We start from the raw sequence: 24,919 nt of genomic DNA, 5'->3' as shown, positions 1-24,919 counted from the left end.
ATTCCCGGCGCGCGATCCCGCCACCGCACATACGGTGGTCGCAGGAGGACGACCGGAAGGGACGCACGGCGATGACCGACATGACGGAGCAGAACCGGACGACGGGCCCCGAGGCCGAGGCCGAGACACCCGTGCAGACCCGCAAGGCCACCAAACGCGGCGGTGGGGACCCGGCGAGCCGCGGCCGGACCACCATCGCCGACGGGGTCGTGGAGAAGATCGCCGGGCTCGCCGCGCGTGACGTGCTGGGCGTGCACGCGATGGGCAGCGGTCTCAGCCGGACCTTCGGCGCCGTGCGCGACCGGGTGCCGGGCGGTTCGAAGTCGGTGACCCGCGGGGTGAAGGCCGAGGTCGGCGAGGTGCAGACCGCGCTCGACCTGGAGATCGTCGTGGACTACGGGGTGTCCATCGGCGACGTGGCCCGCGACGTCCGGGAGAACGTGATCGCCGCCGTGGAGCGGATGACCGGACTTGAGGTCGTGGAGGTCAACATCGCGGTGAGTGATGTCAAGCTCCCCGAGGAAGAAGAAGAGGAGCTGGAGCCGCGGATCCAGTGAAGCCCCGGGCGGCGATCGGACCACGCGGCTGAGGAGCGGAGGAGGGCAGCATGAACATGGCCGTGATCGGCATGATCGCCGGAATGGCGCTGGGCTTCGCCGGATACTTCGGCGGGTTCGGCGCGTTCCTGCTGGTGGCGGCCCTGGGCGCGATCGGGTTCGTCGTCGGCCGATTCCTGGAGGGGGACCTGGAACCGGGTGACTTCTTCCGTACCCGCGACGGCAAGCGCGACCGGCGCCGATGACGACCGCCGGTGAGTCCCTGAGCGGCGGGCCGGGCGCGGCACGCGGAGCCGTGACCGCCGTCGCGCCGGGCGCGCGCGGCGCCACCCGGATCGCCGACCGGGTCGTCGCGAAGATCGCCGCGCAGGCCGCGCGGGAGGCCGTCGGCCCGCTCCCGAAGGACGCCGCGCCCCCGCACGCGACCGTCGTCGTGCGCCCCCCGGCCGCCGAATCCGCCCGGACCCGGGGCACCGCCACCGCCTCGGCCCGGGTCCGCGTCCACCTCGAACTCGACTACCCGACCGACATCGGCGCCCGCTGTGCGGCCGTGCGTCGTCATGTGACCGAGCGGGTAGGCGCGTTGGTGGACATGGAGGTGCCGGAGGTCGCCGTGGAGGTGGAGCGGCTGCATCTGGCACCGGGGCACGGCGCGGACGGGAGGACGCGATGAACGAGCCCCAGGGCATGGAGACCGGCACCCGGCCCCTGCCGGTCGTGGAGAAACCGGCCGGCCCCGCACTCGACCAGTCCGCCTCGGCGGCGGACTACGATCCGCCGCGCGCCGCGGACGGCCCGGACGGCCGGGACGGCCGCTTCTGGTCCGCGCGCCGGGTCCCCGCCGGGATCGTCGCGCTGCTCCTCCTGCTCGGCGCGGGCGTCTTCCTGTACGACGTCGCCGCCGTGCGGGCCCACCGGCCGGCCATGCACTGGCGCCGCGCCCTGGCCCATCAGCTCGCGCACCGGCCCCTCGACGACATCTGGGTGCTGATCGGCGCCGGCGTCGCCACGGTCCTCGGCCTGTGGCTGATCGCGCTCGCCGTCACCCCGGGCCTGCGGAGCCTGCTGCCGATGCGGCGCGGCCACCTTGATGTACGGGCCGGACTCCAGCGGCGGGCCGCCGCCCAGGTGCTGCGCGACCGGGCCATGGAGGTCTCGGGCGTGCGGTCGGTGCGGGTGCGGATGCGGCGGCGGAAGGCCGACGTCCGCGCGGTCTCGCACTTCCGCGAACTCGACGAGGTACGCGCCGATCTGGACCTCACGCTCGCCGAGGCGGTACGGGGACTGGGCCTGTCCCGGCCGCCCACCCTGTCGGTGCGTGTGGCGCGGCCCGGACGGAAGGGGTGACGGCGGTGCTCAGGATCGCCAACCGGGTGCTGATCGGGATCATCGGTCTGCTGCTGGTCGCCGTCGGCGGGCCGGTGCTGGCCGTGGGCCTTGGCACACGGCCGCCGTCCTGGTGGATCCACGGCGGGCCGCACGACGTGCTGCTCAGCGACGCCCAGCGGAGCCGGTGGCGGGACGCCGGCTGGTGGTGGCCCGCGGTCATCGCCGCGCTCGCCGTGCTCGTCCTGCTCGGGCTGTGGTGGCTGACCGCGGTGCTGCGCCGCCGCCGGCTGGCCGAGGTGGCCGTCGACACGGGCGACGGCGCGGGCGCGCTGCTGCGCGGCCGGGCCCTGGAGAGCGTGCTCGTCGAGGACGCGGCCCGTCTTGACGGGGTGGCCCACGCCCAGGCGACGCTGACCGGTCGCCGCACCGCCCCGCAGGCCCGGGTCTGGCTCCAGCTGGAACCGGACGTGGACCCCGGCACGGCCCTGCACCACCTCGCCACCGAGTCCCTGGCCCGCGCCCGCGACTCCGCACGGCTGCCGTCGCTACCGGCGGAGGTATTCCTACGCGCCGTCAAACACCGCGCGGAACGCGTGACGTGACGGCCCGGGCCGCGCAGGCCGGCACCGGGGCGGTGCGCCGCGCGGCGGTCGCGATGAGCCGTGCGGGGGCGTCCGGCGTCCGGGCCGGCGTTGTCCACGGCGATGCCGACCGCGCCGGGCCCGAGTCCGGCCGCCGCGTCGGCGGCCCGCTGCGCGTCCCGCCGGGAGCGCCCCGGTGCGCTGCCCGGCGTTGTCGTGGTGGTCGCGACGTTCCTGCTCACCAGCCCTGGCCGGTGGCCGCTGGACCTGCTCGTCCCGGTCTTCGCGCGGGGCCCGCCGAACCTGCCGGGCCCCGGGCCCGACCGGCAGGCGGCTCCCGGAGCCGGGGCCGCGTGCCTCGGGGCACCGGCCAAGGCGCCGGGACGGGCCGTTGCGTCCTGCGCGGGCCGGCTGCCGGGTTCAGAAGCCGTGGCGCATTCCGCCGTCGATCGGGATCATGATGCCCGTCAGGTAGGAGGCGGCCGGGGACAGCACGAACGCGGCGACCCGGCCGAACTCCGCCGGTGTGCCGTACCGGCGCAGCGGGATGCGGGCCTCGTTCGCGGCACGGGTGACCGCCGGGTCCGCGGACAGCGCGTCCAGCTCGCGCACGCGGTCCGTGTCGATGCGGGCCGGCAGCAGCCCCACGACCCTGATCCCGCGCGGCCCCAGCTCGTCCGCGATCGACTTGGCCAAGCCGGCCAGTCCGGGCCGCAGCCCGTTGGAGATCGTCAGCCCGGGGATCGGCTCGTGCACCGACCCGGACAGCACGAACCCGATGACACCGCCCTCCGGCAGCTCCTCCGCCGCCGCGCGAGCGACCCGCACCGCGCCCAGGAACACCGACTCGAAGCCCGCCCGCCACTGCTCGTCCGTGTTGTCGGCGACGAACCCGGGCGGCGGCCCGCCGACGCTGACGAGCACACCGTCGAAGCGGCCGAACCGCTCGCGGGCGGTCGCGATCAGCTGCGCGGGGGCGTCCGGGTCGGCGTTGTCCACGGCGATGCCGACCGCGCCGGGCCCCAGTTCGGCCGCCGCGTCGGCGACCCGCTGCTCGTCCCGCCCGGTGATGACCACCCTCGCCCCGTCGGCGACCAGTTCGCGCGCGGCGGCGTTGCCCAGCCCGCGGGTGGCCCCCGTGACGACGTACACCCGGTCCTTCAGTCCAAGATCCATGGCTCCTATCCTGCCCCGTCGCCCCCGAACAGCACGAGGGCGGTGTTCACCAGCGCGATATGGCTGAACGCCTGCGGGAAGTTGCCCAGCTGGCGCCCGGCCACCGGGTCGTACTCCTCGGACAGCAGCCCCACGTCGTTGGCGATCCCCACCAGCCGCTCGAAAAGCCGCCGCGCCTCCTCCGTACGGCCCGTCAGATGCAGCGCGTCCGCGAGCCAGAACGAGCAGGCCAGGAAGACGCCCTCGCGGCCGGGCAGCCCGTCGATGCCGTCGCCGGTGCCGGCGTAGCGCTGCACGAAGCCCTCGCACCCCAGCTCCGCGCGGACCGCGTCCACCGTGCCGATCACCCGCGGATCGTCCGGCGGCAGAAACCCGGCGCGGGGGATGAGCAGCAGGGCGGCGTCCAGCTCCTGCGAGCCGTAGTACTGGGTGAAGGTGTTGCGGTCCGGGTCGTAGCCCTTCTCGCACACCTCGCGGTGCACCTCGTCCCGCAGCGCCCGCCAGCCCGCCTTGTCCCCGGGGAGTTCGGGGTACTCCTCCAGGGTGCGCACCGCCCGGTCGGCGGCCACCCACACCATCACCTTCGAGTGCACGAAGTGCCGGCGTCCGCCGCGCACCTCCCACAGCCCCTCGTCCGGCTGCCGCCACTGGGCGCGCAGCCACTCCAGCAGGATGTTCTGCATCGACCACATGTGCGGCTTGGGCGAAAGACCGGAACGCCGGGCCAGCCACAGCGAGTCCATGACCTCGCCGTACACGTCGAGCTGCAACTGGTTGACGGCGCCGTTGCCGATCCGCACCGGCGCCGACCCGGCGAACCCGGACAGCCACGGCACCTCGAACTCGGGCAGCCGCCGCTCACCGGCCACGCCGTACATGATCTGCAGGTCCGCCGGATCGCCCGCGACCGCGCGCAGCAGCCAGTCGCGCCAGGCCCCGGCCTCCTTGTGGTATCCCGCGGACAGCAGCGCGCCGAGGGTGAGGGTGGAGTCGCGCAGCCAGCAGTAGCGGTAGTCCCAGTTGCGTACGCCGCCCAGCTCCTCGGGCAGCGATGTGGTGGCGGCGGCGACGATGCCGCCGGTCGGACGGTACGTGAGGGCCTTGAGGGTGATCAGGGAGCGTACGACGGCGTCCCGGTAGGGGCCGTCGTAGCGGCAGCGGGCCGCCCAGCGCCGCCAGTCCCGCACGCTGGAGCTGAGCGCTTCGTACGGATCGACCAGGCCGGGGCGCGGCTCGTGCGAGGGGTGCCAGGTGAGGACGAAGGCGATCTTCTCGCCCTCCGCGACGGAGAACTCGGAGTGCGTGCCGAAGTCCTTGCCCCAGGTGCGCACCTCGGGTTCGCTGCGCAGCCACACCGAGTCCGGTCCGGCGACGGCGACCCGGTGGCCGCCGGAGCGGCGCATCCACGGGACGATCGAGCCGTAGTCGAAGCGCAGGCGGAGCGTGCTGTGCACGGTGACGCGCCCGCTGACGCCCTCCACGATCCGGATCAGTTCGGGGGCGCGCTCGCGCTGCGGCATCAGGTCGGTGACCCGGACCGTTCCCCGCGGGGTGTCCCACTCGGTGTCGAGGACCAGGGTGTCGGGACGGTAGCCGCGGCGGGTGCAGCGGCCCGCGTCCACGGGTGCGATCCTCCAGTGCCCGTTCTCCTCGTCGCCCAGGAGCCGCGCGAAGCAGGCGCCGGAGTCGAAGCGGGGCAGACACAGCCAGTCGATGGAGCCGTCCGTGCCGACCAGGGCAGCGGTCTGCTCATCGCTGATGAGGGCGTAGTCCTCGATGCGGGGGTGCACGCAGATGCGGGTTCCCGGTGTGCCGACGGGGCAATCCGGGTCGCGGCCGGGCGGGTGACGCGCCCGGCGGTCACACGGCGGCGGGTTCCGCCTGCGGAGCCGTCTCGCCGTCCGTCGTGCGGGCCCGTTCGCGTGCCTCCCGGCGTGCCAGGACGGCCCAGCCGACCGGGACCGCCGCGGCGAACAGCCACCACTGGATCATGTACGCGTAGTTCAGCGGGGCGTCTTCCTTGCCCGGGTCGGAGATCTGCTGCGGGGTGTCGCCCTTCGGCGCGGGGGCCGTCTGCTCGATGTAGCCGCCGAGCACCTCGGCGCCGAGCCGCCGCGCCTCCTCCTCGCTGTTGATCAGCATGATCTGGCGGTCCGGCAGTCCCTCGACGTTCTTGATGCCGCTCGCCGCGGTCGTCTCGTCCGCCTTCAGCCGCCCCGTGACGGTGGTGCGGCCCGCGGGCGGCGCGGGGACCTTCGGGAAGGCGGTCTGGGAGCCGGTCGCCGGGATCCAGCCGCGGTTGACCAGCAGCACCTTCCCGTCGGTCAGCACGAACGGGGTCAGGACGTGGAAGCCGACCTCGTCGCCGGAGTTGACCCGGCGGCGCACCACGACCTCATGGCCGGTGTCGAAGGTGCCCGTCGCGGTGACGCTGCGGTAGCGCTCGGTGCGGGTCACCGCGTGGCCGGGCGAGGTCAGCTGCTCCACCGGTACGGGCTTGGCGGACAGCGCGTCGGTGACCAACTGGTTCCGGGCGCTGCGCTCTTCGTACCGGTGCTTCTGCCAGAAGCCCAGCTCGATCATCACGGGGATCAGGAGCAGGGCGATCAGGGTGAGGATCACCCACTGCCGGGTCAACAGGAAGCGGTACACCCGTCGACCGTACAACTTGGACGTCGGGTGCATTCGGTCGGGTACCGGTTCACACCCGGTCCACGATTCCCGTCTTGCCCGCGGCCCGGGCGCAGTGGGCACCGCAGAACCACTGGCCCTCGGCCTCCACGCCCTGGCCGATGATCGAGACCCGGCAGTGCTCGCACACCGGGGCCATGCGGTGGATCGCGCAGGAGAAGCAGTCGAAGACATGGACCGCGCCCTGGGCGTGCACCTCGAACGTCATTCCGTAGTCATTGCCGCAAACTTCGCATGTCGCCATGGGCTCAGGGTGAGCGGTCCTCGTCCCCCGGTCGAGCGACCACAGCGCGAGTCGCCCCCAATCACCCAACCGCCCGGCGGCGCGGGACCGCCCTGCCCATGCCCGCGCGTACCGCCACCGGTGTCCCGCGCGCCGGTGGCCGGGGCGCGGGAGCCGAGGACGACCACGCCGGCGTCCGCGTGCGGGCCCAGGCACAGCCAGGCGTCGGCCGCGCGCCGGCGGCAGCCCCTGAAACATGCCGCAACGGAATGTCCCGCCGCAGCGGCGAGCAACCACCACGGCGCATCCCGGCGGTGCCGACCACCGTCACCCGCCGCACACTCGGCGCCGGCAGCCCACCGGAGCACCCCCGCCCGAGCCCCGGCACAACCCGGCGCCACCGGCCCACCGGCACAGCCCTGCCCAAGCCTCGCAGAGCCCTGCCCGCCCCCACGTACCGTGTGGTCAGCGTTGGGGGGTCGCTGGTTCTACGTCTCTCAGCAGGTGGGCGAACGCCGCCTCGTCGACCACCGGTGTGCCGTACTGCCGTGCCTTGACCGCCTTCGAGGTGCCCGAGTCCGGGTCGTTCGTGACCAGCAGGCTGGTCAGCCGTGACAGGCTCGTCGACACATGCAACCCCGCCTCCGTCGCCCGGTCCTCCAGCAGCTCGCGGTCGACCGACGTGTCCCCGGAGAACGCGACCCGCATGCCCTGCTTGAGCCGTCCGCCCTCCTGCCAGCGCCCCGGGTTGGGGTAGGGGCACGCGGGGCGCCTGCGGGCGGGGCGCCAACCGGACGGTCCGTAGCCTCCCCGGCCGCCGCCCGCCTGCCGGCCGATCCGCGGCACCGGCGTGTCGTTCCACTCGGTCAGCGGCCGGCACTCCAGCAGCGGCAGCCGCACCTCGCCCCGCGCCGCGGCCCGCAGGCTGGGCCGGAAGGACTCCGCGAGCACGCGCGCGTCGTCCAGCGCGTGATGCGCCTGCCGCTGTACGACGCCGAAGTGCGCCGCCAGTGACTCCAGCTTGTGGTTGGGCAGCGGCAGCCCCAGCTCCTTGGACAGCGCGATGGTGCACAGCCGCTGACGCACCGGCGCCTCGCGTTTCGCGCGCGCGTACTCGCGTGCGATCATCTGCCAGTCGAAGACGGCGTTGTGCGCGACGAGCACCCGGTCCGCCAGCCGGGCGGCGAACTCGTCGGCGATGTCGGCGAAGAGCGGCGCCCCCGCCAGCACCTCGTTCGTCAGACCGTGGATCCACACCGGGCCCGGATCGCGCTCCGGGTTGACCAGTGTGTACCAGTGGTCCTCGACCTCGCCGCGCGCGTCCAGCCGGTAGACGGCCGCGGAGATGATCCGGTCGTCGCGGGCCAGCCCGGTGGTCTCCACGTCAACGACCGCGTATCCCTTCGGATACGCGGCCGGCCACCGGGTGGGGGAGGACGCTGCGGTCGTACGGTCTTCGAGCATGGTCACTGAGGATACGGGCCGGTACCGACAGTCCCGCCCCCAGGCTCCCGGTGCCCCGCGTCGTGTCCGAGCCGGCGTCAATTCCCCGCGACGGGCACGCGTTTCGGGCCCGGTGCACCGGCGGCCCGGCAAGGCGCGTCCAAAGCACAGCCGTTGTCGTCGCGGCCGGTGCGCGTCCCGCTCGGTGCGCGTCCCGCTCGGTGCGCGGCCGGCGCCCGGGAGCGTCGCTGCGGGCGCCGCGGAGCGCGAGCTGCGATCCTCCGTCCTGTGATGGAACCGACGCACCCCCCACACGACGAGCCGCACGGCGGCGGGCTCGGCTCCCGGCTGAACTGGTTGCGGGCGGCGGTCCTCGGGGCGAACGACGGCATCGTGTCCACGGCGGGACTCGTCGTCGGTGTGGCCGGAGCGACGAGCGACCGTGCCGCCCTGCTCACCGCCGGACTCGCCGGGCTGCTGGCCGGTTCGATGTCGATGGCCGCGGGCGAGTACGTGTCCGTGTCGACCCAGCGTGACTCGGAGATGGCCGCCCTGGCCGTGGAGAAGCGGGAGTTGACGGAGCAGCCGCAGGCCGAACTGGAGGAACTGGCCGGCCTGCTGGAGGAGCGCGGGCTGTCCCGTGAGGTGGCGCGGGAGGCGGCGGAGCAGTACACCGCGCGGGACGCGCTGCGGGCCCACGCGCGCGTGGAGCTGGGGATCGACCCGGACGAGCTGACCAATCCCTGGCACGCGGCATGGGCGAGCTTCCTGGCCTTCACGGTCGGCGCGCTGCTGCCCCTGCTCGCCATCGTGCTGCCGCCCGCGGACCGGCGGCTCCCGGTCACCGTGGTGTCCGTCCTGGCCGCGCTGGTGCTGACCGGCTGGAGCAGCGCCCGGCTGGGCGCGGCGGCCCCCGGCCGGGCGGTGCTGCGGAACGTGGCCGGCGGAGCCCTGGCGATGGGGGTCACCTACGCGGTCGGCACGCTGCTGGGCGCGGTCGGGGTCTGACCGGTCCGCGCTCCGACGCGCGGGTCCGTCAGACGGCGGTCGGGCGCGCGGACGACGTACCGTGAAGTGGGCTCGACCACCCCGGGCGCCCCGCACACCCGCACGCACCACCATGCGACCACGCCCCCACCATCACACCCCCACCCCCACCCCCACCCCCACGCCCCCCCACCACCAGGCGCACCGCCGCACGCACACCGCCGAGGCACGAGACACCGCCGTACGAACACCGCACGAGACACCGCCCTACGCACACCGCACGAGGCACCTCCGCACACACACCGCACGGACACCGCACGAGAAAGACCCCTGCCATGCGCGCCACCACCATCCACGCCCCGTACGACATCCGCGTGGAGACCGTGCCCGACCCGGTCGTGCGGCTGCCCACCGACGCGGTGGTGCGGGTCCTGCGCGCCTGCATCTGCGGCAGCGACCTGTGGGCGTACCGCGGCGCGGCGCCCCGGCAGCCGGGGCAGCGGATCGGACACGAGTTCCTGGGCGTCGTCGAGGAGATCGGCTCCGAGGTGGACGGTGTGCGCCGCGGCGACCTCGTCGTGGCGCCCTTCAAGTGGTCCGACGGCGTCTGCGACCACTGCCGCGAGGGCCTGACCACATCCTGCGAGCACGGCGGCTTCTGGGGGGCCGTCGGCTACGACGGCGGCCAGGGCGAGGCCGTGCGCGTGCCGTTCGCCGACGGCACCCTCGTGACGCTGCCCAAGGAGGCGGCAGGCGACGACCGTCTGCTGTCCGCGCTGCTGACCCTCTCGGACGTCCTCGGCACCGGCCACCACGCCGCCCTCGGCGCCGGTGTCCGCCCCGGTGCCGGTGTCGCCGTCGTCGGGGACGGCGCCGTCGGCCTGTGCGCCGTCCTGGCGGCCCGGCGGCTGGGCGCCGAGCGGATCATCGCGCTGGGCCGGCACCGGGTCCGTACGGACCTCGCGCGCCGCTTCGGCGCCACCGACGTCGTCGCCGAACGCGGGGAGGCTGCCGTGGAGGCGGTCCGCGCGCTCACCCGGGGCCAGGGCGCGCACGCCGTCGTCGAAGCGGTCGGCACCGAGCAGTCGATGACCACGGCCGTGCGCATCGCCCGGGACGGCGGGGCCATCGGCTATGTCGGCGTGCCGCACGGCAGCGGCACCGGCCTCGACCTGGGCGTCATGTTCGACCGGAACATCGCGCTGCGCGGCGGGGTCGCGCCGGTCCGCGCGTACATCCCGGAGCTGCTGCCGGACGTCCTCGACGGCACCGTCGACCCCTCGCCGCTCTTCGATCTGACGGTCGGCCTGGAGGGCGTACCGGACGGCTACAAGGCGATGGACGAGCGCTCCGCCCTGAAGGTGCTCATCACCACCTGAGACGGCGCCAGGCCGGTTTGGCACCGCCCTCGGACGGGGTCACCAGCGGATCGGCAGGGGCAGCGCGGTCAGCAGCCCCGACACCGCGACCACCACCCCGAGGACGATCACCTCGCCCCGGGCGGGTACGCACGCGGTCAGCGGGTCGGGCGCGCGGCGCAGCCGGATCCGCGCCCACAGGGCGAGCAGGGCGACGGCGGCCACCAGGATCACCTTGGCCAGCAGGGTGCGCCCGTAGGCCGTCTCCGTCAGCTGGCGCAGCACCGTGTCCGCGGGCATCCGGCGCAGCGTGCTGCACAGGCCCGTGGCGGTGATCGCCGCGAGGAGTACGACGGCCACGCGCGCGTAGAGCCCCAGCAGCCCGGCGCCCGCCTGGCCGGCGCCGGACCGGCGCCACAGCCGCAGCGTGCGCAGCGCGTGCAGCAGGCCGCCCGTCCACAGCGCGGCGCACGTCAGGTGCACGAGGGTCAGCCCGGTACCGATCAGCGGGCCGTGCTCGGTCGTGGGGTGGGCGCGCAGCGCCTCCGCGCAGACGACCGCGGCCGCCGGCCAGAGCTGGAGGCCGGTCCTGCGGCCGAGCGCGCACAGTCCGGCCAGGATGAACGCGTTGACCTCCAGCAGGGCGAGCGCGCCGTCACGGGTGCCGTAGAGGCCGCCGATGTCGATCTGGGAGGGGCTGTGCGGCACCAGGTTGCCGGTCGCCACGACCGAGGCGAGCCCCAGCGCGGCGAGGAAACCGGCGACGGCCGCGTACGGCGCCCAACTGCGGGGCGTGCCGGACGGCGCGCCGGGCAGCCCACGGGCCAGCCGGTTCACGAACAGCTCGCCCAGCGGTACGCACGGCGCCGCGAACAGCACCGTGCGCAGCAGGGCGATGCCGCCGACGCCCGGGGCGGCGGCCTCCCCGGTGCCGTGCAGGGCGGCGGACGGCCCGAGCAGGGGTATCAGAGCGGCCAGCGCCACCAGGGCCAGGACGGCGGTCGGTCGTATCAAGGTCACCCCCGGATCTTCGCCAGCCGTCGCGAACGGCAGCAAGCCGGGGAAGGCAACCACGGGTCCACCGCGGACCGTTCGGCGAGCGCGGCCCGCCGCGCCCCCGGACATGGCCGGACAGTGGAACAGGCGGGCGGCCCGGACGGCTGTCCTGGGCGCCGCCCGCCTGTCTTCGGTGTTACCTGGTCACGGCCGCCAGGGCGTTCGCCGTGCCCCAGCCGTAGAAGCCGTTGTAGTTCTTCGAGCCCTCGCACACGGCGTCGATCTTGCCGTCGCCGTTGATGTCGTACGGGTCGGTGCACGGCGTGGCCGTGGCGCCCGCGTACAGCAGCGCCTTGACGAGGGCCGGCGAGGCGTGCGGGTGGGTGGACTTGATCAATGCGGCGACACCCGCGACGTGCGGGCTGGCCATCGAGGTGCCGGCCATGTAGCCCCACTTGCCGCCGGGCAGCGGGCCCAGGATCAGACCGCTGGTCGCCGGTGGCTGCGGCGTCTGGTAGGCGGTCGAGTCGCCGCCGGGAGCGGCGATGTCGATGACTCCGAGGCCGTGGTTGGAGAAGGACGACTTGATGCCCTTCGCGCCGGTGGCCGCGACGGTCACCACACCCGGCAACTGGGTCGGTATGTCATAGCACTTCGACGGGTCGATCACCCGGTCGGACGGGGTGCCGTCGTTGGGCGAGACCGGGTCGGTGATCGAGTCGGCCGCGAGGTCGTAGTTCTCGTTGCCGGCCGCGGCGACATTGACCGCGCCCTTCTTCTCGGCGTACCGCGAGGCCCGGGCGACGGCCTCGACCAGCGCCTTCTGGTCGGGGTCGTTCTTGCAGTTGAAGTACCACGGGTCGGTGTAATAGCTGTTGTTGGTCACGTCGACGCCGTGCTCGGCCGCCCACACGAAGCCGCAGACCACGGCCTCCGTGTAGAAGTAGCCGTCCGGGTTGGACACCTTGATGCCGGCCACCTTGACGCCCGGCGCCACGCCCGTCATGCCCACGCCGTTCTTGGCGCCCGCGATCTCGCCGGCCACGTGCGTGCCGTGCGGGCTCTCGGACGCGGCGGGCCGCCAGGCGCCGTCGGCCGTGTCCGGCTTGCCCGTCACACAGTTGACGGAGGCCCTCCGGTCGAAGTTGGGCGCGATGTCGGGGTGGGTGTCGTCCACGCCGGTGTCGATGACGGCGACGGTCACCTTCGGGCTGCCGAGGGTCTTCTCGTGCGCCTTGTCCGCCTTGATGGCGGGCAGGTCCCACTGCAGGGGCTCCAACGGGTCCTGCCCGTCGGCCGCCTGCGCCGCGGCGACCTGCTCGGCGCTGAGTGCCTTCGGGGTGCCCACGTCCGTGGTCGACTGCGCGGGCAGCGGCGCGTTGCGCGTGGCACCGGCCGACTCGACGCCGCGCACCGTGCGGATGGTCTTGGCGAAGTCCGGGTTCGACGAGTGGACGACGATCACGCCGATCTGGTCGTACGAGGTCACCACCGTGCCGCCGGCCCGGCCGATGGCCTTCTGCACCTGCTTCGAAGTGCCAGGGCCCGGGCGGACGTTGACGACGTAGCTGAGCGAGGTCGCATCCCCGGAGGCGGGCGCCGTGGCCGTGGTCGTGGCGTCCGCGGCGGACGCGGTGACGTTCGGCAGGAACGCGAGGGCCGTGGCCATGGCCATCCCGACCGGGATCGACAGGGCGCGGAGGTGGCGCGGCTGAGGCGCGGTCATGTGTCTGTGTCTCCAGTTCGTTGGCTCTGCGTGCATGCTGTGCTTGCCGTGCATGCCGTGCGGGATTCCTGGCGTGGGGGGAGACTGCGACGTGGGGCGCAGGAGAGCGGGCGTCAGCGCACCGCGCGGAGCGCGTTGACGATGCCGGACCCGTAGAAGCCGTTGACGCGCTTGCCGCCGACGCAGGTCGCGTCCACGACGCCGTCGCCGTCCCCGTCGTACGGGTCCGTCGGGCAGCCGGGGTTGTCCGCCTGGGCCTTGAGCAGCGCCTGAAGCCGGGCCGGGGTCGCGCGCGGGTGGGTGGACTTCAGCAGCGCCGCCACCGCGGCCACATGCGGGGAGGCCATCGAGGTGCCCTGAAGGAAGCCGTACTGGCCGTTCGGCAGCGTGGACAGGATGCGGCCGTTCTGCGACGGCGTGTCCGGGATCTGGTACCGGTCGCCGCCCGGTCCTGCCACGTCGACCACGCCCTTGCCGTAGCTGGAGTAGTACGACTTGGCGCCCTTGACGCCGGTCGCGCTGACGGTGACCACGCCCGGCAGCTGGGTCGGCACGTCGAAGCACTTGTGCGGGTCGACGGTGCGGGTCACCGGGGTCGAGTCGTCGGGGCTTGAGTCGTCGACGAGGGCGCGCGCGTCCAGGTCGTCGTTGGAGTTGCCGGCCGAGGCGACATTGAGCGTCCCCTTGCGCTGTGCATACAGCTGGGCCCTGTTGACCGCGTCCACGATGGCACGTTGATCGGGGTCGTCCATGCAGTTGTACAGCCACGGATCAACGTAGTAGCTGTTGTTGGTGATCTCCACGCCGTGGTCGGCGGCGAACACGAAGGCGCAGACGACGCTCTCCGGGTAGAACAGCTGCGTCGAGTCGGGCTGCGCGACGGTGATGCTCGCGACCTTCACGCCGGGCGCGACGCCCGCGACGCCCGTGCCGTTGCGGGCCGCGGCTATCTCGCCCGCCACGTGTGTGCCGTGGTAGTGGTCCGCGTCCGCCGGCCGCCAGGCGCCGTACGTCGTGTCCGCCTTGCCGCTCACACAGTTCGCGGACTGGGCGGCCGAGAAGTTGGGGGCGATGTCCGGGTGCGTGTCGTCGACGCCCGTGTCGATGACGCCCACGGTCACCGACCTGCTGCCCGGGTTGATCCGCGCGGCCTTGTCGGCGCCGATCGCCCGCAGGTCCCACTGGTCGGCCTCCAGGGGCTCCTGGCCCGAGGCCGAGCGCTGCGCGAGCTTTTCGGCCTGCGCCTTCGACAGGACCTGCACCGCGCCCTCGTCCGTGGTGCCCGCGGCGGCCAGCGGCGCGGTGCGGGTGGCGCCCGCCGACTGCACCCCGCGCACGGCGCGCATCGCCCGGCCGAAGTCGGGGTTCGAGGAGTGGACGACGAGCACGCCGATCCTGTCGTACGTCGCGACGACGCTGCCGCCGTTCGCGGTCACCGCCTTCCGCACCGACGCGATGGTGCGATGGTCGGTCGCGGTGTTGACGACGTAGGCCAGCGCCGGAGAGTCCGCCGCCGGAGCCGTCGCCGCCGCGGGGGCCGCCGACGCCGCGGCCGGCAGGAAGCCGAGCGAGGCGGTCAGCGACAGCACGACCGGCACGGCGAGGCCGAGCCGGCGTCTGGAACGCAGATGAAGCATGGGGTCTCCACATCATCCGAAAACGAAACCGCCCGAGACACAGGTGCTGCCCGGGCAGGTACATGACGGGTGGTGCAGGGTGAAACTATCTCCCCGCCTCGCTGGCCAGCAATGACCTGGGGGGACGACTTCGGAAAGAACTCATAGGACTTGAACCCGCCCTCGCGTGGCGCCGTGGACCTTCGACAGGGAGCACGAGCACGATCGAGCCCCCGTCCGCGATCCACCCGCAACCCGAGGAGACTCCGTGGCTACCGAGACACCGCCCCACTCTGAACCCCATCACCGACTCCCCTCCACCGAGGAGTTCGTCGCGGTGCAGGAGAGCGCGGAGTTCGGTGAACTGCGCCGCTCCCACCGCTCCTTCGCGTTTCCGCTGACCGTCGCCTTCATCGCCTGGTACCTGCTGTACGTGCTGCTGTCCAACTACGCGGGCGGCTTCATGGGCACCGAGGTGTTCGGCAACATCAACGTGGCCCTCGTCTTCGGCCTCGCCCAGTTCCTCACCACGTTCCTCATCGCCTGGTGGTACGCGCGGCACGCCGCCGCGAAGCTGGACCCCAAGGCCGAGGCCATCAAGTCCCGGACGGAGGGCGGCGCATGAGCCCCGCGATCACCCTGGCCGCAGGCGAGGCCGGCGAGCACCGGACGCTGATCATCACCCTGTTCGCGGTGTTCGTCGCCGCGACCCTCGTCATCACCGTCTGGGCGGGCCGGCAGACCAAGGACGCCAGCGACTTCTACGCCGGCGGACGGCAGTTCACCGGCTTCCAGAACGGCCTCGCCGTCTCCGGCGACTACATGTCCGCGGCGTCCTTCCTCGGCATCGCGGGCGCCATCGCCCTGTTCGGCTACGACGGCTTCCTGTACTCCATCGGCTTCCTGGTCGCCTGGCTCGTCGCGCTGCTCCTGGTCGCCGAGCCGCTGCGCAACTCCGGCCGCTACACCATGGGCGACGTGCTCGCCTACCGGATGCGCCAACGCCCCGTCCGCACCGCGGCCGGCACCTCCACCATCGTCGTGTCGATCTTCTACCTGCTGGCCCAGATGGCCGGCGCCGGTGTCCTCGTCTCCCTGCTGCTCGGCATCACCAGCGACGGCGGCAAGATCGCCATCGTCGCCCTGGTCGGCGTCCTGATGATCGTCTACGTCACGATCGGCGGCATGAAGGGCACCACCTGGGTGCAGATGGTCAAGGCCGTGCTGCTCATCCTGGGCGCCCTGCTGCTGACCTTCCTCGTCCTGCTGAAGTTCAACTTCAACATCTCCGACCTGCTGGGCTCGGCCGCCGACAACAGCGCCAAGGGCAGCGCCTTCCTGGAACCCGGCCTCAAGTACGGCGCGACCGGCACCACCAAGCTGGACTTCATCTCGCTCGGCATCGCCCTGGTCCTGGGCACCGCCGGCCTGCCGCACATCCTGATCCGCTTCTACACGGTGCCCACGGCCAAGGCCGCCCGTAAGTCGGTGATCTGGGCGATCGGCCTGATCGGCGCCTTCTACCTGATGACCCTCGCCCTCGGCTTCGGCGCCGCCGCGCTGATCAAACCGGACGAGATCATCGCCTCCAACAAGGCGGGCAACACGGCCGCACCCCTGCTCGCCCTGCACCTCGGCGGAGTCGACTCCAACTGGGGCGCCATCCTGCTCGCCACCATCTCCGCGGTCGCCTTCGCCACCATCCTCGCCGTGGTCGCGGGTCTGACCCTGGCCTCGTCCTCCTCCTTCGCCCACGACATCTACGCCAACGTCATCAAGAAGGGCGAGGCCACCGAGAAGCAGGAACTGCGCGCGGCACGCTGGGCCACGGTCGGCATCGGCGCCGTCTCCATCGTCCTGGGCGCCCTCGCCCGCGACCTGAACGTCGCCGGTCTGGTGGCGCTCGCCTTCGCGGTCGCCGCCTCCGCGAACCTGCCGACGATCCTCTACAGCCTGTTCTGGAAGCGGTTCACCACCAGCGGCGCACTGTGGTCGATCTACGGCGGCCTGATCACCGCGGTCGGCCTCGTGCTGTTCTCGCCGGTGGTCTCCGGCAAGGAGACGTCGATGTTCCCGGACGTCGACTTCCACTGGTTCCCGCTGGAGAACCCGGGCATCATCTCCATCCCGGTCGGCTTCCTGCTGGGCGTCGTCGGCACGCTCCTGTCGAAGGAGACCCCGGACGCCGGCAAGTACGCGGAACTGGAGGTACGGTCCCTGACCGGCACCGGAGCCCACTGAAAAACCCGCGCGGACGGCCGCGTCGCGGATCTTGGCGGCGCGGCCGTCCGCGCTGCCCCGCCGGACCGGCTCTCGGCCGATGTCGGCGCCGTCACGTAGGCTCGCAAGTGACGGAACAAGTGACGGAAGACGACTGAGGTAAGAAGCGTCTCAGGGACGAGGGAGGGGGCCCACGTGCTCATCGACACCTACGGCCGGGTGGCCACCGACCTGAGGGTCTCGCTGACCGACCGGTGCAATCTGCGCTGCACCTACTGCATGCCCGAGGAGGGCCTGCAGTGGCTCGGCAAACCCGACCTGCTCACCGACGACGAGATCGTCCGGCTGATCGATGTCGCGGTCACCTCCCTCGGCATCCGCGAGGTCCGCTTCACCGGCGGCGAACCCCTGCTGCGCCCCGGCCTGGTCGGCATCGTGGAGCGGTCCGCTGCCCTGCAGCCGCGCCCCCGGCTGTCCCTCACCACCAACGGCATCGGCCTGAAGCGCACGGCCGCGGCCCTGAAGGCGGCCGGACTCGACCGGGTCAACGTCTCCCTCGACACGCTCCGCCCGGACGTCTTCAAGGCACTCACCCGCCGCAACCGCCACCAGGACGTCCTGGACGGCCTCGACGCCGCCCGGGCCGCGGACCTCACCCCGGTCAAGGTCAACACCGTCCTGATGCCGGGCCTGAACCAGGACGAGGCCCCGGACCTCCTCGCCTGGGCGCTGGAGCACGGCTACGAACTGCGCTTCATCGAGCAGATGCCCCTGGACGCCCAGCACGGCTGGAAACGCGAGGGCATGGTCACCGCCGCCGACATCCTGGCCGCCCTGCGCACCCGCTTCGAGCTGACCCCGGAGGACGCCGGGGAGCGCGGCTCGGCCCCGGCGGAACGCTGGCTGGTCAACGGCGGCCCGCAGCGCGTCGGCGTCATCGCCTCCGTCACCCGCCCGTTCTGCGCAGCCTGCAACCGCACCCGGCTGACCGCCGACGGCCAGATACGCACCTGTCTGTTCGCCCGCGAGGAGACCGATCTGCGCGGCGCGCTCCGCTCCGGTGCGCCCGACGAGGAGATCGCCCGTATCTGGCGGCTCGCGATGTGGGGAAAGAAGGCCGGATCCGGTCTGGACGATCCGTCGTTCCTCCAGCCGGAGCGGCCCATGTCGGCGATCGGCGGCTGAGGCGCCCGCCCGGGGCGCGGACCGGGCAGGCCGCCACCGCGGACGAGGGACGGCCCGTCACGGTCCCTCCGGCGGAGCGCTCAGCGCTCCTCCCACTCCCGCAGCGGCACGACGTCCTTCAGGAATCCCCGCATCCCGAGGAACTGCGACAGATGCTCACGGTGCTCCTCGCAGGCCACCCACGTCTTGCGCCGCTCGGGCGAATGGATCTTCGGGTTGTTCCAGGCCAGCACCCATGCGGCGGCGGCCCGGCACCCCTTGGCTGAACAGATAGCGTCACTCACCGGTTCGTCTCACAAAGGCCCCGCACACAAGGCGACGCCGAGCAGCCACGGGGGGAGCTGCCCGGCGTCGGTCCGTCGCTCCGACGGGGGATGCGGAGCGCGTAGGAAGTATGTCACGGGTGACCGGCCGCCCGGCACCGGAACAACATGATTGATCTGAGCATTTCTGCGCCGGCCGCGCGCCGGACGCACGCTTCCCGCCATCCGCGGAGGTCATGCCGGGTCGGTCCGCTCACCGCCCACCCCCGTCGGCGGATCGGCCCGCGTGTGCTCCTGGCCGGACTCCGTCCGGTCGTCCGGCGCGGGCGACGGCGTGATCACCGGCCGCAGCGGCGCGGTCACGAAGGTCGACGGCAGCGACGGCGGCCGCTCCCGGCCCGCGTTGGCGATCACCACGGCGACATAGGGCAGCGCCGCCCCGAGCACCAACGCCACGATGGCGACGGGCCGTTCGACGTTCCACAGCGACACCGCGAGGATCACCGAGACGGTACGGACGGACATCGAGATGACATACCGGCGCTGCCGCCCCCGCACGTCCTCGGCCAGACCCGTCCGGGCTCCGGTGATCCGGAACACCTGGACGTTGCCGCCGCCGTGCTGCTTCCGCATCACATTCCACCATCCGCCCGCTTCGGGACTCTCCCCGGCCCGCACCCGGCCCACCCGGTGCGGCGCACCGGACGCACCGGACCAGGACAGCATCCACGTTACGCCGCCCCCGCGCCGCCTTCGAGACCGGGTCGCCTCCCGCCTGGGCGAACGCTGTGCGCCGTATCGCGTACCGCGCGTGCACCACACGGCCGTACCCGACATGCGCCGTTCGGCGGACCGTCCGACACTGGGCGTAATGCTCACGTCGAGCCGACGAGGAGGCAGCCATGGGCTGGTTGTGGGCGATCATCGTGGGGTTCGTGCTGGGTGTGATCGCCAAGGCGGTCATCCCGGGCAAGCAGCACAGCCCGCTCTGGCTGACCACCATCTTCGGCATGCTCGGCGCCATCGTGGGCAACGCGGTCGCCCGCGCCGCCGGCGTCGCCTCGACCCCGGGCGTCGACTGGACCCGGCACCTCTTCCAGCTCATCGCCGCGATCATCATCGTCTTCCTCGGGGACATGGCGTACATGGCGCTGTGGGGCAGGAGGAAGCAGGAGCGGCGGGCCTGAGAGCGGCGGCGGACACGACGAGGGGTGGCCCCGGGCGCGGGGCCACCCCTCGTCGCGCTGTGTCGTGCCGCGTCGCGCTGTGTCGGTCTTCGGTCCCGGCTCAGCCGGACGTGACCTCCACCGCCGCCAGGTTCTTCTTGCCCCGGCGCAGCACCAGCCAGCGGCCGTGCAGCAGGTCCTCCGTGGCGGGGACCGCGTCCTCGGCGGTGACCTTCACGTTGTTCACGTAGGCGCCGCCCTCCTTGACCGTCCGCCGCGCGGCCGACTTGCTGGGCACCAGGCCGACCTCGGCGAACAGATCGGTCACCTGCCCCAGCTCGGTGACCCGGACGTGCGGCACCTCCGACAGGGCGGCCGTCAGCGTCCGCTCGTCGAGCCGGTCCAGCTCGCCCTGGCCGAACAGCGCCTTGGACGCGGCGATCACCGCGGCCGTCTGGTCGGCGCCGTGCACCAGCGTCGTCAGCTCCTCGGCCAGCGCGCGCTGCGCCGCCCGGGCCTGCGGACGCTCCTCGGTCTGCCGCTCCAGCTCCTCAAGCTCCGTACGGGACTTGAAGGACAGGATCCGCAGGTACGAGGAGATGTCCCGGTCGTCCACGTTCAGCCAGAACTGGTAGAACGCGTACGGCGACGTCATCTCCGGGTCGAGCCAGACCGCGCCGCCCTCGGTCTTGCCGAACTTGGTGCCGTCCGCCTTCGTCATCAGCGGCGTGGCCAGCGCGTGCACGCTCGCGTGCGGCTCAAGCCGGTGGATCAGGTCGAGACCGGCCGTGAGGTTGCCCCACTGGTCGCTGCCGCCCTGCTGGAGCGTGCAGCCGTACCGTCGGTACAGCTGAAGGAAGTCCATGCCCTGCAGGATCTGGTAGCTGAACTCCGTGTAGCTGATGCCCTGGTCGGACTCCAGGCGGCGGGCCACGGAGTCCTTCGTCAGCATCTTGTTGACCCGGAAGTGCTTGCCGATGTCCCGCAGGAACTCGATCGCGGACAGCCCCTCGGTCCAGTCCAGGTTGTTGACCATGACCGCCGCGTTCGGACCCTCGAAGGACAGGAACGGCTCGATCTGACTCCGCAGCCGGTGCACCCAGCCGGCCACCGTCTCCGGGTCGTTCAGCGTGCGCTCCGCGGTCGGGCGCGGGTCACCGATCAGCCCCGTCGCGCCGCCCACCAGCGCCAGCGGCCGGTGCCCGGCCTGCTGGAGCCGGCGCACGGTCAGCACCTGCACCAGATGCCCCACGTGCAGCGACGGCGCGGTCGGGTCGAAACCGCAATAGAACGTGACGGGACCGTCCGCGAGCGCCTTGCGCAAAGCGTCCTCGTCGGTGGACAGGGCGAACAGCCCGCGCCACTTCAGCTCGTCGACGATGTCCGTCACGGTTCTCGTGTCTCCTCGGATGATCTTCGGCCGGCCGGCGGACGGCCGACCGGGAACGCCTACGAGGTTATACGCCCTGGCTGACCGAGCTCATATTGAAATCGGGGACGCGCAGCGCCGGCATCGCGGCCCGGGTGAACCAGTCGCTCCACTCGCGCGGCAGCGTCTTCTCGGTCCGCCCGGCCTGTGTCGCCCGCCCCAGCAGATCCACCGGCGACTCGTTGAACCGGAAGTTGTTGACCTGCCCGGTCACCTCCCCGTTCTCCACGAGGTACACGCCGTCCCGGGTCAGCCCCGTCAGCAGCAGCGTCGCCGGGTCGACCTCGCGGATGTACCACAGGCAGGTCAGCAGCAGCCCGCGCTCGGTGTCCGCGACCATCTCGTCCAGCGAGCGGTCCTCGCCCCCGTCCAGGATCAGGTTCCCGATCGCCGGGGCCACCGGGAGCCCGGTCAGCGCCGCGCTGTGCCGGGTGGTCGTCAGGTGCCTCAGCTCACCGTCGCCGATCCAGTCCGTGGCGCGCACCGGCAGCCCGTTGTCGAACACCGACTGGTCGCCCCCGGAGGAGTGCGCGACCACGAACGGGGCGCTCTCCAGACCCGGCTCGTCCGGGTCGCTGCGCAGGGTCAGCGGCAGCTCGGTGAGCTTTTCGCCGAGGCGGGTGCCGCCGCCCGGCCGGGAGAACACCGTCCGGCCCTCGGCCGCGTCCCGGCCCGACGCCGACCACAGCTGGTAGATCAGCAGGTCCGCCACCGCGGTCGGCGGCAGCAGCGTCTCGTAGCGGCCCGCGGGCAGCTCCACCCGCCGCTCGGCCCAGCCGAGCCGGACGGCCAGCTCGGCGTCGAGCGCGCCCGGATCGACGTCCTTGAAGTCCCGCGTCGAGCGTCCCGCCCAGGCCGAGCGGATACGGTCCGGGGACTTCGCGTTCAGCTCCAGCGTGCCGGTGGGCTGGTCGTGCCGCAGCCGCAGCCCGGTGGACGTGCCCAGATACGTGGAGACCAGTTCGTGGTTGGCGAAGCCGTACAGTTCCCGGCCGCCCGCACGCGCGCGTGCGAACGCCTCGCCGAGCGCCGGGGCGAAGTCCGCGAACACCGCCGACGAGGTCTCGGCGGGCGCGTCCGTGAAGTCCGGCGCCTCGGGCACGCCCGTGACCAGCGGCTGGGCGTCCTCGGCTGGTCCGGCGCCGCGCGCGGCGGCCTCGGCGGCCCGCACCAGGGGCTCCAGCTCCTCGGCGGTCACGGCCGAGCGGGAGACCACCCCGGAGGCCGTGCCCTCCTTGCCGTCGACGGTGGCGACCACGGTCAGCGTCCGCCCGCGGGTGACGCCGTTGGTGGTCAGCGCGTTGCCCGCCCAGCGCAGATTGGCGGTCGAGTGCTCGTCGGCGATCACCACGCAGCCGTCGGCCCGGGACAGCGCGAGCGCCTGCTCGACGACCTCGTGCGGCTTGTTGCTACGGGCACTCATCGACCGGCCTCCTGCGTCGTGTTGAGACTGTGCTTTCCCGGGGGGCGACCCCCGGGCCCCCGGCCGGTTCCGAATCCGCCGTTCATCGACCGGCCTCCTGGGTCGTGTTGAGGATGTTGACGCCCTTGAAGAGGGCGGAGGGGCAGCCGTGGGACACCGCTGCCACCTGGCCCGGCTGGGCCTTGCCGCAGTTGAAGGCGCCGCCCAGGACATAGGTCTGCGGGCCGCCGACGGCCGCCATGGAACCCCAGAAGTCGGTGGTCGTGGCCTGGTAGGCGACGTCCCGCAGCTGACCGGTGATCCGCCCGTTCTCGATCCGGAAGAAGCGCTGCCCGGTGAACTGGAAGTTGTAGCGCTGCATGTCGATGGACCAGGACCGGTCGCCGACGACATAGATCCCGCGGTCGACGCCGCCGATCAGATCCTCCGTGGACAGCCCCGCCGGGTCCGGCTGGAGCGACACGTTGGCCATGCGCTGCACGGGCACATGTCCGGGCGAGTCGGCGTACGCGCACCCGTTGGACCGGTCGAAGCCGGTCAGCCTCGCGATCCGCCGGTCCAGCTGATAGCCGACCAGGGTGCCGTCCTTGACCAGGTCCCAGGACTGGGCCGCGACGCCCTCGTCGTCGTACCCGATGGTGGCCAGGCCGTGCTCGGCGGTGCGGTCACCGGTGACGTTCATCAGCTCGGAGCCGTACCTGAGCTTGCCCAGCTGGTCGAAGGTGGCGAAGGAGGTGCCCGCGTAGGCGGCCTCGTAGCCGAGGGCACGGTCCAGCTCGGTGGCATGGCCGATGGACTCGTGGATGGTCAGCCACAGGTTGGACGGGTCGACGACTAGGTCGTACGGGCCCGGCTCGACGCTCGGCGCGCGCATCTTCTCGGCGAGCAGTTCGGGGATGCGGGCCAGCTCGCCGTCCCAGTCCCAGCCGGTGCCGGTCAGATACTCCCAGCCGCGGCCCACCGGCGGGGCGAGGGTGCGCATCGAGTCGAACTCACCGCTGGACTCGTCGACCGACACCGCGGTCAGCTGCGGATGCAGCCGCACCCGCTGCTGCGTGGTCACGGTCCCGGCGGTGTCCGCGTAGAACTTGTTCTCGTGCACGGTGAGCAGCGAGGCGTCCACGTGGTTGACGCCGTCCGCCGCGAGCAGCCGAGCGCTCCAGTCGGCCAGCAGCGCCGACTTCTCCTCGTCGGGCACCGAGAACGGATCGATCTCGTACGACGAGATCCACGTCCGGTCGGCGTGCACCGGCTCGTCGGCCAGCTTCACCAGTTCCTCCGACCCGGCGGCCCTGATCACCTCGGCGGACAGCTTCGCCATCGCCACGGCCTGTGAGGCGACCTTGGCGGCGGCGTCCAGGGTCAGGTCGACCCCCGAAGCGAAGCCCCACGTGCCGCCGTGCACGACCCGTACCGCGTACCCGAGGTCGGTGGTGTCGGACGACCCGGCCGGCTTGGCGTCGCGCAGCCGCCAGGACGCGCTGCGCACCCGTTCGAACCGGAAGTCCGCGTGCTCGGCCCCCAACGCACGCGCGCGTGCCAGCGCGGCGTCGGCGAGGGCCCGTAGCGGAAGCGCCGTGAAGGCTTCGTCGATGGAATGAGGCACCGAGGTCTCCCTGCTGTCGTGGCCTGTCGGCTCCGATGATGTCGCGCGACCGGGCCCGCGGACCACACGTTTCCGCGTGACGCCGGCCCTTTCTGTAGGGATCCGACAGTGACCCGCGTGCGCCACTGTCGGTGCCCGAATGCCCGCAGGCGTTCCGCTACCGATAGGTTTTCGATGAAGCCGCCTGTCATCCAGGTGTTCGGGCGGATGTGTCAGACCGCTATCGAAAGGGTGATCCGTTGAGCCGCTCGGTTCTCGTCACCGGAGGCAACCGGGGCATCGGCCTCGCCATCGCCCGCGCTTTCGCCGACGCCGGCGACAAGGTCGCGATCACGTACCGCTCGGGCGAGCCGCCGTCCGGTTTCCTGGCCGTCAAGTGTGACATCACCGACCCCGAGCAGGTGGAGCAGGCCTACAAGGAGATCGAGGCCGAGCACGGCCCGGTCGAGGTGCTGATCGCCAACGCCGGCGTCACCCGGGACCAGCTCCTGATGCGCATGTCCGAGGAGGACTTCACCTCCGTCCTCGACACCAACCTGACCGGTACGTTCCGGGTGGTCAAGCGCGCCAACCGGGCCATGCTGCGCGCCCGGAAGGGCCGGGTCGTGCTGATCTCGTCGGTGGTCGGACTGCTGGGCTCGGCGGGGCAGGCGAACTACGCCGCCTCCAAGGCCGGGCTCGTCGGCTTCGCGCGCTCCCTCGCCCGTGAGCTGGGCTCGCGCAACATCACCTTCAACGTCGTCGCGCCCGGCTTCGTGGACACCGACATGACGCGGGCGCTCACCGAGGAGCAGCGCGCGGACATCGTCGCGCAGGTACCGCTCGGGCGTTACGCGCAGGTGGAGGAGATCGCCGCGGCGGTCCGGTTCCTCGCCTCGGACGACGCCTCGTACATCACTGGAGCCGTCATTCCCGTTGACGGCGGACTGGGAATGGGTCACTGA

25 protein-coding genes are annotated in these 24,919 nt (G+C 72.5%); 12 read left to right on the top strand and 13 right to left on the bottom strand.

Features of this window, described 5'->3' with window-relative positions; genetic code table 11:
* Positions 1 to 71 precede the first annotated feature (71 nt).
* From AC27LF_RS24655 to amaP, 5 genes are read left to right on the top strand one after another with little or no spacing between them, the layout of a single operon-like run.
* The gene (locus AC27LF_RS24655) at positions 72 to 557 is read left to right on the top strand and encodes an Asp23/Gls24 family envelope stress response protein (protein ID WP_404029075.1); all 486 of its coding nucleotides are present in this window, start codon (positions 72 to 74) and stop codon (positions 555 to 557) included.
* A 50-nt stretch (positions 558 to 607) separates the two neighbouring features.
* On the top strand, positions 608 to 802 hold the full coding sequence (locus AC27LF_RS24650; protein WP_404029073.1) for a hypothetical protein: 195 nt from the start codon (positions 608 to 610) through the stop codon (positions 800 to 802).
* A complete protein-coding gene (locus tag AC27LF_RS24645) occupies positions 799 to 1,230 on the top strand; it encodes an Asp23/Gls24 family envelope stress response protein (RefSeq protein WP_404029071.1) in 432 nt (143 codons plus the stop codon). Before AC27LF_RS24650 ends, AC27LF_RS24645 begins: the two co-directional genes overlap by 4 nt.
* Positions 1,227 to 1,904, top strand: a complete 678-nt coding sequence (locus AC27LF_RS24640; protein ID WP_479658613.1) for a DUF6286 domain-containing protein — start codon at positions 1,227 to 1,229, stop codon at positions 1,902 to 1,904. The genes AC27LF_RS24645 and AC27LF_RS24640 overlap by 4 nt, the downstream gene beginning before the upstream one ends.
* Entirely contained in the window at positions 1,901 to 2,488 is a 588-nt protein-coding gene (gene amaP, locus AC27LF_RS24635) for an alkaline shock response membrane anchor protein AmaP (RefSeq protein WP_479658614.1), read from the top strand. The genes AC27LF_RS24640 and amaP overlap by 4 nt, the downstream gene beginning before the upstream one ends.
* 399 nt (positions 2,489 to 2,887) lie before the next feature.
* On the opposite strand, the gene AC27LF_RS24630 is transcribed toward amaP, so the two are convergent.
* The 5 genes from AC27LF_RS24630 to AC27LF_RS24610 all read right to left on the bottom strand — a co-directional run bounded on the left by AC27LF_RS24630 (position 2,888) and on the right by AC27LF_RS24610 (position 8,021).
* Complete coding sequence (locus AC27LF_RS24630) at positions 2,888 to 3,643, bottom strand: SDR family oxidoreductase (protein WP_479658615.1); 756 nt, start codon at positions 3,641 to 3,643, stop codon at positions 2,888 to 2,890.
* Positions 3,644 to 3,648: 5 nt separating this feature from the next.
* A complete protein-coding gene (locus AC27LF_RS24625; RefSeq protein WP_479658616.1) occupies positions 3,649 to 5,433 on the bottom strand; it encodes a glycoside hydrolase family 15 protein in 1,785 nt (594 codons plus the stop codon).
* Between the two features lie 70 nt (positions 5,434 to 5,503).
* Positions 5,504 to 6,295, bottom strand: a complete 792-nt coding sequence (locus AC27LF_RS24620; RefSeq protein ID WP_479658617.1) for an SURF1 family cytochrome oxidase biogenesis protein — start codon at positions 6,293 to 6,295, stop codon at positions 5,504 to 5,506.
* Positions 6,296 to 6,344: 49 nt separating this feature from the next.
* On the bottom strand, positions 6,345 to 6,578 hold the full coding sequence (locus AC27LF_RS24615; RefSeq protein ID WP_479658618.1) for a hypothetical protein: 234 nt from the start codon (positions 6,576 to 6,578) through the stop codon (positions 6,345 to 6,347).
* A gap of 444 nt (positions 6,579 to 7,022) precedes the next feature.
* Positions 7,023 to 8,021: a DEDDh family exonuclease gene (locus AC27LF_RS24610; protein ID WP_479658619.1), complete on the bottom strand. Its 999-nt coding sequence runs from the start codon at positions 8,019 to 8,021 to the stop codon at positions 7,023 to 7,025.
* Between the two features lie 270 nt (positions 8,022 to 8,291).
* Here AC27LF_RS24610 and AC27LF_RS24605 point away from each other — a divergent pair, with 270 nt between their 5' ends.
* Positions 8,292 to 9,008, top strand: coding sequence for a VIT1/CCC1 transporter family protein (locus AC27LF_RS24605; protein ID WP_479658620.1), 717 nt, complete (start codon positions 8,292 to 8,294; stop codon positions 9,006 to 9,008).
* A 314-nt stretch (positions 9,009 to 9,322) separates the two neighbouring features.
* Positions 9,323 to 10,366 (top strand): zinc-dependent alcohol dehydrogenase family protein, encoded by a 1,044-nt coding sequence (locus tag AC27LF_RS24600; protein ID WP_479658621.1) that lies wholly within the window; start codon positions 9,323 to 9,325, stop codon positions 10,364 to 10,366.
* A gap of 39 nt (positions 10,367 to 10,405) precedes the next feature.
* Here the strand turns inward: AC27LF_RS24600 and AC27LF_RS24595 are convergent, their stop codons facing one another.
* From AC27LF_RS24595 to AC27LF_RS24585, 3 genes are all read right to left on the bottom strand, one after another.
* Positions 10,406 to 11,365, bottom strand: a complete 960-nt coding sequence (locus AC27LF_RS24595) for a CopD family protein (RefSeq protein WP_479658622.1) — start codon at positions 11,363 to 11,365, stop codon at positions 10,406 to 10,408.
* A gap of 172 nt (positions 11,366 to 11,537) precedes the next feature.
* On the bottom strand, positions 11,538 to 13,067 hold the full coding sequence (locus AC27LF_RS24590) for a S8 family peptidase (RefSeq protein ID WP_479658623.1): 1,530 nt from the start codon (positions 13,065 to 13,067) through the stop codon (positions 11,538 to 11,540).
* 113 nt (positions 13,068 to 13,180) lie between these two features.
* The gene (locus tag AC27LF_RS24585) at positions 13,181 to 14,704 is read right to left on the bottom strand and encodes a S8 family serine peptidase (protein ID WP_479658624.1); all 1,524 of its coding nucleotides are present in this window, start codon (positions 14,702 to 14,704) and stop codon (positions 13,181 to 13,183) included.
* A 247-nt stretch (positions 14,705 to 14,951) separates the two neighbouring features.
* On the opposite strand from AC27LF_RS24585, the gene AC27LF_RS24580 reads away from it, so the two are divergent.
* From AC27LF_RS24580 to moaA, 3 genes are all read left to right on the top strand, one after another.
* Entirely contained in the window at positions 14,952 to 15,308 is a 357-nt protein-coding gene (locus AC27LF_RS24580; protein WP_479658625.1) for a DUF485 domain-containing protein, read from the top strand.
* Positions 15,305 to 16,924, top strand: a complete 1,620-nt coding sequence (locus AC27LF_RS24575; protein ID WP_479658626.1) for a solute symporter family protein — start codon at positions 15,305 to 15,307, stop codon at positions 16,922 to 16,924. Before AC27LF_RS24580 ends, AC27LF_RS24575 begins: the two co-directional genes overlap by 4 nt.
* A 174-nt stretch (positions 16,925 to 17,098) precedes the next feature.
* A complete protein-coding gene (moaA, locus tag AC27LF_RS24570) occupies positions 17,099 to 18,088 on the top strand; it encodes a GTP 3',8-cyclase MoaA (RefSeq protein WP_479658627.1) in 990 nt (329 codons plus the stop codon).
* A gap of 80 nt (positions 18,089 to 18,168) precedes the next feature.
* Here the strand turns inward: moaA and AC27LF_RS24565 are convergent, their stop codons facing one another.
* Positions 18,169 to 18,372, bottom strand: coding sequence for a hypothetical protein (locus AC27LF_RS24565; protein ID WP_479658628.1), 204 nt, complete (start codon positions 18,370 to 18,372; stop codon positions 18,169 to 18,171).
* A gap of 213 nt (positions 18,373 to 18,585) precedes the next feature.
* On the bottom strand, positions 18,586 to 18,984 hold the full coding sequence (locus AC27LF_RS24560; protein WP_479658629.1) for a DUF3099 domain-containing protein: 399 nt from the start codon (positions 18,982 to 18,984) through the stop codon (positions 18,586 to 18,588).
* A gap of 269 nt (positions 18,985 to 19,253) precedes the next feature.
* On the opposite strand from AC27LF_RS24560, the gene AC27LF_RS24555 reads away from it, so the two are divergent.
* Positions 19,254 to 19,538 carry a GlsB/YeaQ/YmgE family stress response membrane protein gene (locus AC27LF_RS24555; RefSeq protein WP_479658630.1) on the top strand — a complete coding sequence of 95 codons (285 nt, stop codon included), beginning with the start codon at positions 19,254 to 19,256 and terminating at the stop codon, positions 19,536 to 19,538.
* 100 nt (positions 19,539 to 19,638) lie between these two features.
* Here AC27LF_RS24555 and tyrS read toward each other — a convergent pair whose 3' ends face one another.
* The 3 genes from tyrS to AC27LF_RS24540 form a co-directional block, all read right to left on the bottom strand.
* On the bottom strand, positions 19,639 to 20,907 hold the full coding sequence (gene tyrS, locus AC27LF_RS24550) for a tyrosine--tRNA ligase (protein WP_479658631.1): 1,269 nt from the start codon (positions 20,905 to 20,907) through the stop codon (positions 19,639 to 19,641).
* A gap of 67 nt (positions 20,908 to 20,974) precedes the next feature.
* On the bottom strand, positions 20,975 to 22,369 hold the full coding sequence (locus AC27LF_RS24545) for a metallopeptidase TldD-related protein (protein WP_479658632.1): 1,395 nt from the start codon (positions 22,367 to 22,369) through the stop codon (positions 20,975 to 20,977).
* An 82-nt stretch (positions 22,370 to 22,451) separates the two neighbouring features.
* Entirely contained in the window at positions 22,452 to 23,975 is a 1,524-nt protein-coding gene (locus tag AC27LF_RS24540; protein ID WP_479658633.1) for a TldD/PmbA family protein, read from the bottom strand.
* Between the two features lie 239 nt (positions 23,976 to 24,214).
* Here AC27LF_RS24540 and fabG point away from each other — a divergent pair, with 239 nt between their 5' ends.
* The gene (fabG, locus tag AC27LF_RS24535; RefSeq protein ID WP_479658634.1) at positions 24,215 to 24,919 is read left to right on the top strand and encodes a 3-oxoacyl-[acyl-carrier-protein] reductase; all 705 of its coding nucleotides are present in this window, start codon (positions 24,215 to 24,217) and stop codon (positions 24,917 to 24,919) included.

This window comes from Streptomyces diversicolor (assembly GCF_057537855.1).
The sequence above is the reverse complement of the archived record's forward strand: the minus strand, read 5'-3'. Positions and strand labels throughout refer to the sequence as shown.